This is a genomic window from Aeromonas sp. 600527 (assembly GCF_049175415.1).
Taxonomy (GTDB): Bacteria; Pseudomonadota; Gammaproteobacteria; order Enterobacterales; family Aeromonadaceae; genus Aeromonas; species Aeromonas veronii_A.
Genome location: NZ_JAAKVA010000005.1, coordinates 166,587 through 180,631, shown reverse-complemented (window position 1 = coordinate 180,631; position 14,045 = coordinate 166,587). Strand labels below are relative to the sequence as shown.

The following is a 14,045-nucleotide window of genomic DNA, read 5'->3' as shown; positions in this document are numbered from 1 at the left end:
GGGATGTAGTAGATGAGTGATCAATATATGAACAGCGATTTTCTGGAGGGTTTAGTCGTATGGCAAAAATCACCAGATGATAACCCCATCATTTTTGATGGAGAGGAAGGAATTCCGTACTTCTCCCTAAATGGCCGCCCGAGGTTGGCGATTACAAAAGATGGTCAATTAATAGACTGCGTATCAATCGACATCACAGCCAAAAAAGTAACGTCCGATGATGAGGTCGAGCACCAAAATGACCAGTGTCATATTGGGTGGTGGGAAAATAAAACTCCTCGTCTGGTTGTCACCCGGAAGGCGGTAAAGAAGGCGATTTGGTATAGCGCAAAGCTAAGGCAAATCGGATGGACTGATGAGCGCCTTAAGTTGGAATTGAGCTGCCTTGCTCAAAGTGTGATTGACGATTGTAGCGCCGGTCAGTCGGTGGCTGCGATCTGTACTCGAAATAGAATTTCTCCTCAGCAAGATGATATCCCCTTGCTAGCAATGGAAGCCTATGAGCATTACCAAGGTTTCGGTCCAAGAAAGGGCTTTAAAGTATCGCTTAAAAAGATAAATGCGGGGGAGCTTGCAGATACAGTGATGAGATTGGCCATCTATATAGCGCTGATCAATCCGTGTCTGGGTAGGCCTTGGGGTAGGCAGTACACCCGGCAGGGGCAACGTTCTAGCGAGCGTCCGAAGACTGCTCTGGAAATGACGTTGGAGTCCCTGGAAGACAGGCTAACAGACTTGTTTTGCCAGAAAGAATGTAATGACTTCAATGATGAATGGTATGGAGATGAGATCTCGAGCTTAGAGGTTTCAATAGCGTCAATTCGGCGCGATATCCAGATTGAAGCAATTAATCGAATGTCACAGCCTGATGCAGTAAAAGCAGCGAAGACTAAGTTAATAGCCTTAGGAATAGAATGTGAGACAAAGACTATTGAGCAGGAATGGACTCAATTTATTGCCAAAGCCTGGGGAGTTACTCCCTCAAACGTCGTCAGTGCTGCTAAGCAAATAGACGAATAAAAGTCAAACACAGAAGTTCGCGGACTTCTGTTCTAAAAGAAAACCTATCACATCGCGTTAAATACTCCCCGACCAAACCGCAGAACGTTATGAGCAACAGGAAAGGGAGTATAAGCAGTATGCAAGACCTCAATCTCATCGCAATCAGCCAAGATCTAAACAACTGGCTGCCTGTGACCGAAATCCCCAAGCACTACCCCCAATTTAACTATCCCACACTGAAGGCCATGTTCTGGAAGCGAGCCGAGAAGCCCGGCTTGGAACGTTGCTGCCGAATTGTCGGCAAGCGGATGTTTGTGAACACCAAACTCTTCGGCTTGTGGATGGCTGGTGGACTGCCTGAACAACACCCGACGGATGATTAAACCGCAGGGAATCCATCTGTTACCGGATATAGGCAAACATGGTGTGCAAACCCATGGGGAAAACATGAAAAAAAGCCCTTACCTGCGACAGTAAGGGCATTTCGGATTACTCACTGACTCTGACAGTTTGGCGACCAAGGAGCCAGTGAGTGCGAGGTAATTTTAACATGAAAGTTCACTTATTAATCCATAAAGGCCATCAAGGCTTGCTGGCCGAGATCCATGCTTCGTCTTCTGATTCGGAGGGCAAGCGATGATCTATTTTGCATGGGCCGCTGATAGCCAGGCTGAAACCTTCTATGGACCACCCAATCCCAGAACCGGCAAACGCTCCCGTGTCGGAGTATTGAGTGCCTTTTGCAGCCGAAAAGCGAGATCCGCATTTATAGCGCAAAGCCAAGGGGCTGCTGCTGTTGTAACTCGCCCCTATGCTCGCCAAATGAAGGCGGGCTTAGATGACCGGGCATTCAATGAGCTGGTAACCGCTCTGGTTAGGGGTGAGTGATGAATGCACCGCCCCACCAAATAGCGCGAATTCCCCATATGGTTGCTAACGTTCAGGCTGCCGGCTCACCAGTACATGATTTTGTTACATTTAGAGATCTCCCAGATCAAAGGACGATTGTGATTTATACGGGCTCTCATGCGCCGTCTCATGGGAGGCAGAGGGAGGTTTTACAGCGAGCTCTCAATCATGCGATTACCGCTGATAATCCCGTAGATCCTGATGAACAACCGGTGGTGAGTCTTTATGTATCACCCAACCAGCTTGATGAAGGTGAGAAGCTATATCGGATGGTTGACCGAGACGCGACGGAAAAGGTGATTGTGCATATCTGTGGTCAGCTTCATGTAAACAAACAGCTCCGCTTAATTGATGAGCTATTGAAACAAGCTCCTGGTGCAGATCTCTATCTTGGCCATCCTGATCGGAATGCTGAACCATGGGCGCTTGTGAATATCCACCAGCAATTCGAATCCCAGAAGAGATTGCAAACCAATCTTTCTCTTTCGATTGGCTTCAGCGGCTATGACCACCAACAAAGCTACCTAATCAAAGGGTTGTTGCCCGCGTCTAGCATGTGCAGCATCTATGGTCCCAGCGGTAGCTTTAAGAGCTTTACTGCTGTTTCAATTGCTTGCCATATAAGCACCGGTCTGGCTTGGGATGGTAGGCCAGTCCAAAAAGGTGCAGTGCTTTACATTGTGGGTGAAGGTGGGGTCGGTGTACCTCGTCGTATTAAGGCGTGGGCTGATGAGTATCACGAGCAGCAAGACGTTCCCAATTTATATCGTGTTAACCAGCCAGTGTTTATGGCAGATGATGCTCAAGTCAATGAGTTGCGGTTAGCAGCCATCCAGATCAAAGCGGATACAGGGTTGCCTGTCAGGCTGATTGTGGTCGATACAGTGGCTCGCTGCTTTGGTGGTGGCGATGAAAATCGTGCTGCTGATATGGGGGCGTTTATTGCCGGTTGTGATCGTATTAAGGCGGAAACCGGGGCCACTATTTTGCTGATACACCACACCGGCAAGAACGAAGAAAATGGGGCCAGGGGGAGTAGCGCATTCAGAGCGGCATTAGATGCCGAGTATCTGCTGAAACGTGAAAACAAGGAGGACGCATCCATCATTCTGACATGTACCAAGATGAAGGATGATGAAGAACCCGATCGACGGGCTCATGATCTTAAACAACGGGTTATTGGCTCAGATGCAGAAGGTGATGATGTCACCAGTATGGTGCTGGTGGATACAAGCCGAGAGCCCATAGAATCTGATGAACTGGGTAACATATCCAACGTGACTGCGAACCACAAAGCAATGTTTGGAGCTATTCGTCAGCTTTGTAATGCCAATGGTGGTAAGACAACTTGGCAGCAGGTGATCGACCACATGAAGGCAGCAAAGATGGATGACAGCAAGAACCGTACTCGCCATCGAAACAAGTTGATTTCAGAACGCCTAATTGAACGGGATGGCGACGTTATCTGGTTAGTAAAATCAGGTGACTAACCAGTAAAAAGTGAAGGCTGGGTGAGGAGCATGAGGCGGGGGCTCTTTATCCTCACTTTTTTTCTATAGGCAGAAAAAGTGACGATATACGTCCATGTTCGCCTGCATGTCCGCGTCAATACAGGCTTTGCTGCATCCTCACTGGGTAACGCTAACATCCACTGGTGAGGTGTGCCAGTAAGTGAGGATTGATTGAGGGGGATGAGGTGTAACCAAAGCAAAATGATACCGAATGCCGCAGCCGACCATGGGGCATTTCAGCATTGTGATTAGGCGAGTCATCTGAGTGACGAGGAAGCATGTTCTCGCCCTGCACGCCACAACTTGGAGGAAAGGCGAGTGTTCGCGGAGATAAACAAAATGTTCGCCAAAGAGATGGCGGAAGAGGAAAAGCAGCGGCTAAAGGAGCAAAAACGAGCAGAGCGCCAACGCAAGCAATTAGAACGATTGTGCAAGCCAGCACCGGGAGTCGAAGACATTTTTCGGTATCGTAATGCCTGGGCTCGGAATGTCGGGCAGTCTAACCGTCGATTGATGGAACGAGCAGAACGAGACCATGCCATAGCCAAGCTGGGGCCGATCAATCACTTGGCTGCTCTTGTCGTTGCAATGGAGTGGCATCCGCACCATGCCTATATTCTGGTCGTCGCAACAGACCCCGGCGTGACCTGTGAGACGCTGACCGACTTCTACAACCTGAGCCATTCAAATCACAGAGTGCTTTTCCGTCGCTTGAACACAGTGCTAAAGCAGTTGGGTTGGCGTTTTGCCTCATACCCTAGGGGCGCACCAAATGAACCATGGGGTTGGGAGTTGGAGAAAATCCCGGGGTGATCACCCCCTAAGTGATCACTTTTTGCGTTACAGGCGATCATTATTGCCCTGTGTGGCCATAGGGTTGGCATAACCCAATAAGAATGCGGGCTACAGCCCTGCTTACATTCCCAAATGTGGTAAAACGATCGCTTTTGACTGTACGGCTCTAGTGCAAAAACAGGATCGCTTACTCTCGGCAAATATCGTAGTAACTAACAGTAAAATAAGGAGTTTTATTAAAAGCAATCGTTTTGCATAACGATCCTTTTTCTCTACTATCGGCGATCCCTTTTCTGGCTAGCCAGGATCGTTTTTTGTAGTCACCAGTCTCCTGATTCATCGCAAGCCCAGTCCTGGCAAGGGATTGCTGGTAGGGGGGATCGCACACACCTCTTCGACCGCCCCCGAAAAATGAAAAACCCTTTGTCCTGTTACGAGTGATCATTTGCATAGCGCCCTTGAGTTTCGCTGTATCGAAAGCTGAGGATTGATGGCGGTGAGGGAGCAAGGGAGGTATTGGTTCATCAAACTGCCTAGCTCACGAAAACACCATGCCCCCTGTGGTAAACTGCCCGCATTTCCGTTTGGTCCTGAATATGCCTCGGCAGTTCCCCATGTTTTGAGAATCCCAATGACCACCAATATCTCTTCCCTAGCTAGCCTGATCTGGTCGGTTGCCGATCTGCTTCGCGGTGATTTCAAACAGTCCCAGTATGGCCGCATCATCCTGCCTTTTACCGTACTGCGTCGTCTTGAGTGTGTGCTGGCTCCTAGCAAGGCCCAGGTGCTGGCCATGGTAGATACCACCAAGGCTATGCCGGAGCTGGCCAAAGAGAAGCTGCTGCTTAATGCCAGCGGCCACGCCTTCTACAACAGCTCTCCGCTGGAACTGGCCAAGCTGGGTGAAACCCATGTGGGTGATAACCTGGATGCCTACGTGCGGGCTTTCTCCAAGGATGCTCGTGAGATCTTCGAGCACTTCAACTTCGATGCCAGCATCAACCTGCTGGAAGATGCCGACCTGCTCTACAAGGTGGTTCGCTCCTTTGCCAACGTGGATCTCTCCCCGGAAGCGGTAGACAACTACCACATGGGTCTGGTGTTTGAAGAGCTGATCCGCCGTTTTGCGGAAAGCTCCAACGAGACAGCCGGTGAGCACTTTACCCCTCGCGATATCGTGCGGCTCACCACCTCCCTGGTGTTTGCCGGTGATGACGAGGCTCTCGGCAAGCCGGGCATTGTGCGTTCCATCTATGACCCCACCGCGGGGACTGGTGGCTTTCTCTCTTGCGGCATGGAGTATCTGCACGAGCTGAATCCCGCCGCACGGCTGGCCACCTTCGGTCAGGAGCTCAACCCCGAGTCCTACGCCATTTGTAAGGCTGACATGCTGATCAAGGGGCAGGAGATAAGTAACATCAAGCTGGGCAATACCCTCTCTGATGACCAGCTGCCCTTCAAGACCTTTGATTACTGCCTCTCTAACCCGCCATTCGGGGTGGACTGGAAAAAGGTCGAAAAACAGGTGCGGGATGAAGCGACCAAGCTGGGCTTTAACGGCCGCTTTGGCCCAGGCTTGCCAAGGGTATCTGACGGCTCCTTACTGTTCCTGATGCACCTTATCGCCAAGATGCAGCAACCCACGGCCGAGTGTACGGGTTCCAAGATCGGGATTATCCTCAACGGCTCACCGCTCTTTACCGGTGGGGCAGGCAGTGGCGAGAGCGAGATCCGTCGTTATATCCTCGAGCACGACCTGCTGGATGCGCTGGTGGCCCTGCCCACCGATATGTTCTACAACACTGGCATTGCCACCTATATCTGGGTGCTCTCCAACCACAAACCGGCCGAGCGTAAGGGCAAGGTGCTGCTGATCAACGCCAGCGATATGCACAGCCCGATGCGTAAATCGCTGGGGTCCAAGCGCAAACAGCTGAGCGATGAGGCGTTAAGCGAGATCGTCAGCCTCTATAGCCGCTACGAAGAGAGCCCGATCGCCAAAATCTTCCCTACCACGGCCTTTGGCTATCGCCGCCTGACCATCGAGCGGCCGCTGAAACTGGCATTCTACCCGCAGGATGCCGAGCGCCTTGCCAGCCTCACTGCCGATAAAGGGTGGGCCAAGCTCGATGGCACTTTGCAGTCCGCCATCCTGACTGCCCTGGGCCAGTTCTCTGAGGTCAAACTGCTCTCTCGCGACAAATTCAAAAAGCAGCTGACCAAGCTGCTGGGTGAGGTCAAGCTGCCTGCCCCGGCCTTTAAGCTGCTGGTGAGCCATCTAGCTGAGCAGGATGAAGCCGCAGAAGTGTGTAAAAGCAAAGGCGAGCCTGAAGCCAACCCGGATCTGCGGGATAACGAAAATGTGCCGCTGGGGGAAGACATTTACGAATATCTGCAGCGTGAAGTGCTGCCCCATGTGCCGGATGCTTGGATAGACTCCAGCAAAACCGACCCGCTCGATGGTCAGGTAGGCATCGTTGGCTACGAGATCCCCTTTAACCGCCACTTCTACCAGTACCAGCCGCCTCGCGAGCTGGCAGCTATCGACGCTGATCTGGACGCGGTAGCCAAGGAGATTATGCAACTGCTGGCGGAGGTGCATTCATGAGCGAGGCAGTAGCAACATCTCAGCAAGGGCTGGTGGAAAAGTATCAGCCCTATCCGGAATATGATGATTCTGGAATTGAGTGGTTGGGTCGCATTCCAGTGCATTGGAAATTAGCTACATTGAAGCATGAATGCGTATTCTCTGGTGGGGGAACGCCAACGAAGGATAATCTTGCTTATTGGGGAGGGAATATTCCGTGGATTTCACCAAAGGATATGAAATCTCAGATCGTCACTGATTCAATAGATAAGATAACTGCAGTTGCGGTCGCAGAATCATCAACCAAGCTGGTGCCTGAGGGTGCCTTGTTGATGGTTGTTCGTTCTGGAATATTGCAAAGAACAATTCCTGTTGCGATCAATACTGTTCCGGTAACATTGAATCAGGATATGAAAGCTCTTCGGTTTAAATCGAAAGATAAGGCCTGCTTCTTCCTTTATTATATTCAGGGGCTAGAGTCTCAGCTTTTACTGGAGTGGTGTAAGCAAGGGGCGACTGTTGAAAGTATTGAGCATGAGTTGCTAGCCAATGCTCGATACCCGCTACCACCCAATGATGAATTAAAGGCGATTAATCAATTTCTCGACTACGAAACGGCTCGGATTGATCGGTTGATTACCCAGCAGCTGCGACTGATCGAACTGCTCAAAGAGAAGCGGCAGGCTGTGATTTCCCACGCCGTCACCAAGGGCCTGAACCCCAATGCCCCTATGATAGATTCCGGTGTCGAGTGGCTTGGCCAAGTGCCAGCACATTGGGTTGTTAGGAGACTTAAACACACTGCTGAGATTCACTCTGGTATCCCTAAAGGAAAGGACCTTTCGGGTAAGGACACGATTACTGTTCCGATGTTACGTGTCGCAAATGTTCAAGATGGATATTTGAACTTGGACAATGTTCATGAGATAGAAATTGAACCGCATGAGCTTGTACGATACTCACTGAGGGCTGGCGACGTTTTAATGAATGAAGGTGGGGATAACGATAAGTTGGGCAGAGGGGCTGTATGGCCAGGGCAGATCATACCCTGTATACATCAGAACCATGTTTTCGCAATACGTGTTAATAATATCGAACCGGAGTGGCTTAGCTGGTTAACTAGCTCAAGTTATGCAAAGTACTACTTTTATTCCGTATCAAAGCAGAGTACAAATTTGGCCTCGATATCCTCAAGTAATGTAAAGGAAACCCCACTGGTTCTACCTCCGAAAAATGAACGAGTGGAAATAATGCGCTACTTGGATGAAAAAATAGCAAAATTATCTGGTATAGAGAGTCAAGCTGCCCTGCAAATAGAATTACTCCAAGAGCGTCGCACAGCCCTGATTTCCGCCGCTGTCACCGGCAAGATCGATCTGCGTGGCTGGACACAGCCAGCAGAAGAGGCAGCTGTATGAGTTCAATGCCGCCAACCGAGGCGACTGACGCTATCGCACCAGCCAGCAATGACGAGCAGTATCGCTGGCTGACCGAGCTGATCTTCGATAGTAAGGAGCTCGATAAGCTGGGGGGCATGGTCTCCGAGTTCAACCTGTTTGAAGCGATGGGGATGGTGCGTCAGGAGATCCGCCACTCCCATTTTCTCGGCACCCTCTTTAATCCCCGCGAGCCCCATGGTTTGGGCTCGCGCTTCTTTGAGTCGCTGCTTTCAAGGTTGCTCTATGACTTGCCGGATCGGCGAAGTGGCGATGTTTCCCTGCTTGATATCGATCTCTGCGATTACGACGACCTGCAGGTATTTCGCGAGCAAGATCGTATCGATCTGCTGCTGGTGAGCGAGCAAAACCGTCAGGTCTTTGTTATCGAGAACAAGATTGATGCCGGTGAGCACGGCAATCAGCTGGAACGGTATGAGCAGGCCGTACATCGCCGCTACCCCGAGCACCGCAAGGTCTTTGTCTTCTTGACCCTCGACGGCAGCGAGGCCAGTCGCGACGGCTGGTTAAACCTGAGCTATGCCCTGGTCATCGAATGTCTGAGTGAACTGGTCACCGATTATGGCCACCAGATCCCGCCATCAGCTCGTATCGGCATCGAGCACTACATCACCCTATTCAAGCGATATTTTATGGAAGATACCGAGATTGCGGAGCTCTGCCGCCGCATTTACAAAAAGCACCAGAAAGCCCTTGATCTGATTTTTGAGCACAGACCTGCTTATGGTGATGGCCGAACCGAGCGTCGGGATTGGGCGAAAGATGTTATCGCTCTTGTCGCAGAGCAACACGGTTGGGAGCTCGATAGTGAGACAAGAACCATGGTTCGCTACGCCCATTTGCCGTGGGATGACGGGAAGGGGATGCGTTCTTCAAACTGGACCAAAAGTGGCCGCGTTGTGCTGTTTGAAATCCAGAGCAATACCGACAAGCTGGAGCTGAAACTGCTGATTGGCCCAAGCAGTGATACTGCGTTGCGTGACCATCTGTTTGGCTGTGTTGAACAGAGTAAGGTCGCCGCTTTGTCGACGCGAAAACTGCGGCAAAGCCCGCAATGGAGCCAAGTCTACTCACTGCGTCTGCTCGATAAAAAACACACTGTCGATGAGCCTGACGAAGAAGCGTGCAAAAAACAGATCGACAAGAAGCTACAGCACTTCTGGTCACACGACTGGCCCTTGCTGAAAGTGACCATGGACAAGGCGATTGAGACGTTGCCGTGATGGGCATACAAGTTGATTAGTTGAGTAGAGAGGGATGCGATGATACGGGAGCTGGTTTGCAATCAATGCCAACAGGTAGTTCGTGAGGATGAGCTGTTTGTCCACTTGGTGACCAAACACAATTGGAAAGCCGCTCGTCGAGAGCTTTCTCCCAGTCATAGCGAACCAATACCACTCACCACTCGTGAGCCGCGGACGTTTGCCCCCCGATTAGGGCCGATGAAGCCCAGCATTAGCTCTGCTGCGTTTGTTCCAAAAAAGTGTAAGTTTTGCCAAAGACCGGTAGACCCCGCTCAGTTAGTGCAGCATCTAATGGAGTGCGAAAAGAGCCAAAAGGCGAAAGCAGCAGCGAGAAAAAGCAAGAGTTTGGCACCTATTGCGAATGACCGAATGCTTTGCCCGCACTGCAACACTGAGGTCGGCAAAAAGAACCTCAACAAACATATCAAAAAGATGCATCCCTCTATCGCAACCCAAAGTCAGAAAGAGGGGGCTGCCCCTTCGTTGTTTCAGGCTGCACCGGGCCAATGTATCTGTCCTTACTGCAAAGTCAGCGTTGGTAAAAAGAAATACAAACTGCATCTGGAACAACGCTGCCCGAAAAGACCTGTGGGTGCATCAGGCGTGAAGTTACCAAATACCTGTCACGATCCCGATATTGCAGCCTATTTCGCACGTACCGCTGCACCTGAAGAGATCGGCCGATTTGGTAAACCACAAGCCAAAATTCGGCACGGCACTTATGGTTTGTCAAACATGGAATATGACGCTTGGGGAAGGAACGAGTAAGCGATATTGGTTGACCATCTTTATTTATGACTGGAATAACAATGGATAACAAAGCACGGGAAAAGGCGTTTCAAGACCATATTATCGAGCAGCTGACAGCTTCGGGTTGGCTGGTGGGTGAGTCGTCTCACTACGACAAAGAGCGAGCACTCTATCCGGAAGACTTGATCGCCTTTGTGCAAGAGAGCCAGCCTGATGGGTGGCAGAAATTCTGCAAGACCTACGGCGAGAAGCCGGAACGCCACCTGCTGGATGGTGCGGTGCGTCAGTTGAAACGCAGTGAAGGGGGAACCCTGTGGTTGCTGCGTAACCAGATTGAAGATCGCGGCCATCGGCTCAAGGTGGCCAGCTTCAAGCCGGATCATGACTTGAATCCCGAGTTGCTGGCTCGTTATCAGGCCAACCGGCTGCGGGTGGTGCCCGAGTTGGTCTATAGCCCCCATGGCTATGATGGCCGTATCGATCTGACCCTCTTTTTGAATGGCATCCCGGTGGCGACACTGGAGCTCAAATCTTGCTTCAAGCAGTCGCTGGAGAATGCCAAGAAGCAGTATCGGGAAGATCGCTTGCCCAAGACCAATGGGCGCGATGAACCACTGCTGAGTTTTCGCCGCGGGGCGCTGGTGCACTTTGCAGTGAATCAGTTCGAGGTGGCGATGACCACCAAGCTGGCGGGCGACTCGACTTTCTTCCTGCCATTCAATCAGGGCACCCGTGAGGGGGGGGCGGGCAATGATCAGCCCTTGCCAGTGAATGGTGAGGAGGGCATTGCTACCGGTTATCTGTGGCAAGAGATCCTGCAACCGGATAACTTCCTGCGGATACTGAGCCGCTATCTGCACCTTGAGGTCAAGGTAGAAGAGGATGAGCTGGGGCGGCAGAAGAAGAAAGAGACGATGATCTTCCCTCGCTATCACCAGTGGAAAGTGGTTCAGAATTTGTTGGCCACGGTGGGGCAAGAGGGGGCTGGTCAGAAGTACCTGATCCAGCACTCGGCAGGGTCTGGCAAATCCAACTCGATTGCCTGGCTGACTCATCAGCTGGCCTCGCTATACCTGGATAAAGGGGAGAAGCTGTTCAATTCGGTGATTGTGATTACCGATAGAACGGTGCTCGACAGTCAGTTGCAAGAGACTATCGCCCAGTTTGACCATGCTGATGGGGTGGTGAGCCGCATCAACCGTGAAGAGGGAGATGGCTCCAAGTCAGCACAGCTGACCGATGCACTGGCCAGCGGCACGCCCATCATCATCGTCACCATTCAAACCTTCCCGCACGTACTCAAGGCTATTCAGGAGTCGACCACGCTGAAAGGCTCTCGCTTTGCGGTGGTTGCCGATGAGGCTCATTCAAGCCAGACCGGCAGCACGGCGCGTCAGTTGCGTGAAGTCTTGATGGCCGAGCAGCTGGATGGGGAAGAGGAACTCAGTGGCGAAGATGTGATGAACATGACGCTGGCCGCTCGTGGCGGCAGCCAGAACATCAGCTATTTCGCCTTTACGGCAACCCCGAAGGGTAAAACGCTGGAGCTGTTTGGCCGCCCAGCGAACCCGGCGATGCCGCTTGGCCCGGATAACAAGCCCAAGCCATTTCATGTTTACTCCATGCGTCAGGCGATCGAGGAGGGTTTTATCCTCGACGTGCTGAAGAACTACACCAACTATTCGCTTGCCTACAAACTCGCCATGAAGGCAGAGGAGGCAGATAAGGAAGTGGATGCCAAGAAGGCTCGCATCAGGCTATCCAAGTGGGTGCGGCTACACCCGCACAATATCGGCCAGAAAGTGGCGATCATCGTTGAGCATTTCCGCACCAACGTGGCCAATCTCCTTGGAGGGCAGGCCAAGGCGATGGTTGTGACGTCGAGTCGGCTGGAGGCGGTTCGCTACAAGCTGGCGTTCGACAAGTATGTAACAGAGCAGGGCTATGGTGCTATTCGTGCCATGGTGGCGTTCTCTGGCGACATCGAAGAGGAAGGGCAGAGCTTTAACGAGCGGAACATGAACCCCGAGCTTAATGGGCGGGACATGCGTAAGGCATTCGATACCCAGGACTATCAGGTGATGCTGGTGGCCAACAAGTTTCAGACCGGTTTCGATCAGCCCAAGCTGTGTGCCATGTATGTGGACAAGAAGCTGACAGGAGTGGATTGCATCCAGACCCTTTCTCGCCTCAACCGCACCTATCCCGGCAAGGAGAGCACCTTTGTGCTCGATTTTGTGAATGATCCGCAGGATGTGCTGGAGGAGTTCCAAAAATATTTTGAGACAGCTACCCTCGATACCGTCTCCGATCCCAATCTGGTCTATGACCTGTTCCATAAGCTGAAAGCGACGGGCATCTTTACCTGGAGCGAGGTGGAGGCGTTTAGCGATGCCTATTTCGATCCCAAGCGTGGGGCCGAAGCCTTGCCCGGTTATATCAAACCGGCTGTCGAACGGTTCACCAAACGTTACAAGCTGGCCAGTGAAGCTGTGAGGGAGTGTCGCCAGATGCTCAAACGCATCGAGCGGGAAGGCGGGTCTGCGACTGATAAGGTAAATGCCGAACGGCGGGTCAAAGAAGCGACCGAAGCCCGGGGCGAGCTCGATCTCTTCAAGAAAGATCTCAATAGCTATGTGCGGTTCTATGAGTTTGTCTCCCAGATCACCGCCTTTGATGACGAATCATTGGAACGGCTCTGCGTGTTCGCCCGCCACCTGCTGCCGATGTTGCGTCAGGAGGTGCTGGAGGAGGACGAGATTGACCTCTCCCAAGTGTTGCTTAGCCATTACAACCTCAAGGCCAAGCGAACTCAGGATCTCAAGCTCAAAGCTGATGCAAGTGGCAATGGCTTGCAGGGCATTTCGGCGCTTGGCAGTGCTAAAGCAAAAGAGGAGAAGAAAGACTTCCTCTCTCACATCCTGGAGCAGTTGAACGATCTGTTCGGCACAGAGGTGACCGATGGGGACAAGCTGGATTGGCTACAGGGGATGGCCAGCAAGATTGCGGAAAACCAGCCCTTGATGGATCAGGTGCGAAATAACCACCGCGACGCCATCATGCTGGGTGACTATCCCAAGGCGGTTGATGCGGCCGTGATCGAGCGGATGGATATCCAGAACGGCATGTCGCTGGACTACCTCTCTCGACCCGAGGCGGCCAATATCATCCAGGGTTTGATCCTGGACCTGCTGTTCAAGGGATTTGGTAAGCCATTGCAAGGGAAGCTATGAGTAGCGTGAACTGGAAAGACCTGTTGGCCCACCTCAAGGTGGTGGTGCCAGCAGGCAGCGTGACCAGCTATAAGGTGCTCTCGCGGCATTTTTATGGCCATGACCATGGTACTCAAGCTATTGCCTCCATGCTCAAGGCTGCCGTGGCAGCAGATGCTTGTCATGCTACATGGACCAACCGAGTGGTAGGGGCTGATGGAAGCGTCGTTGATGTAAACGGACAGGCGGATCAGCTGAAGGAAGAAGGTTGGCTGTTGCCACTCAAAGAGGTGAGAGAGTGAAGGGACAAGATGGCTTTTGCCTACCAAACCGAATCCATGATATCGGTTCTTTAGTGGTTCAGACCAAGGAATGGAGCTCTAAACCCTCGGTTGAAGATCTCTGGATGGCCTATCTTCTTGCTCGGGTGCCTGCAGAACGAACGAATGATGAAATTCATGCTCTACAGTCATGGTTTTATCAAGAGGTTGAGGAGCAGGGGTATGAGCTCTTGCTCATATAGCCCCTTGTTCGACTCATAAATGTCGCAGTGGCAGGAGTGCTTCGGCGCCTGCGGT

At 51.8% G+C, this 14,045-nt stretch carries 10 protein-coding genes; all 10 read left to right on the top strand.

All coding sequences use genetic code 11. The features are described 5' to 3' along the window. Positions 1-12 precede the first annotated feature (12 nt). Positions 13-1,020, top strand: a complete 1,008-nt coding sequence (locus G5154_RS09215; RefSeq protein ID WP_421263926.1) for a hypothetical protein — start codon at positions 13-15, stop codon at positions 1,018-1,020. 119 nt (positions 1,021-1,139) lie between these two features. Then, positions 1,140-1,385: a hypothetical protein gene (locus tag G5154_RS09210; RefSeq protein WP_047438419.1), complete on the top strand. Its 246-nt coding sequence runs from the start codon at positions 1,140-1,142 to the stop codon at positions 1,383-1,385. A 543-nt stretch (positions 1,386-1,928) separates the two neighbouring features. Continuing rightward, entirely contained in the window at positions 1,929-3,401 is a 1,473-nt protein-coding gene (locus G5154_RS09205; RefSeq protein WP_193758449.1) for a helicase RepA family protein, read from the top strand. A 339-nt stretch (positions 3,402-3,740) separates the two neighbouring features. Then, a complete protein-coding gene (locus tag G5154_RS09200) occupies positions 3,741-4,235 on the top strand; it encodes a hypothetical protein (RefSeq protein ID WP_110303969.1) in 495 nt (164 codons plus the stop codon). A 613-nt stretch (positions 4,236-4,848) separates the two neighbouring features. After that, on the top strand, positions 4,849-6,825 hold the full coding sequence (locus G5154_RS09195) for a type I restriction-modification system subunit M (protein WP_265776444.1): 1,977 nt from the start codon (positions 4,849-4,851) through the stop codon (positions 6,823-6,825). Then, positions 6,822-8,222 (top strand): restriction endonuclease subunit S, encoded by a 1,401-nt coding sequence (locus tag G5154_RS09190; protein ID WP_421263925.1) that lies wholly within the window; start codon positions 6,822-6,824, stop codon positions 8,220-8,222. The genes G5154_RS09195 and G5154_RS09190 overlap by 4 nt, the downstream gene beginning before the upstream one ends. Then, positions 8,219-9,484, top strand: coding sequence for a PD-(D/E)XK nuclease family protein (locus tag G5154_RS09185; protein ID WP_421263924.1), 1,266 nt, complete (start codon positions 8,219-8,221; stop codon positions 9,482-9,484). The genes G5154_RS09190 and G5154_RS09185 overlap by 4 nt, the downstream gene beginning before the upstream one ends. Before the next feature lie 312 nt (positions 9,485-9,796). Further along, complete coding sequence (locus G5154_RS09180; protein ID WP_421263923.1) at positions 9,797-10,273, top strand: hypothetical protein; 477 nt, start codon at positions 9,797-9,799, stop codon at positions 10,271-10,273. A gap of 41 nt (positions 10,274-10,314) precedes the next feature. Then, a complete protein-coding gene (locus G5154_RS09175; protein ID WP_265776144.1) occupies positions 10,315-13,488 on the top strand; it encodes a type I restriction endonuclease subunit R in 3,174 nt (1,057 codons plus the stop codon). After that, on the top strand, positions 13,485-13,769 hold the full coding sequence (locus G5154_RS09170) for a hypothetical protein (protein WP_110303973.1): 285 nt from the start codon (positions 13,485-13,487) through the stop codon (positions 13,767-13,769). Before G5154_RS09175 ends, G5154_RS09170 begins: the two co-directional genes overlap by 4 nt. Positions 13,770-14,045 lie beyond the last annotated feature (276 nt).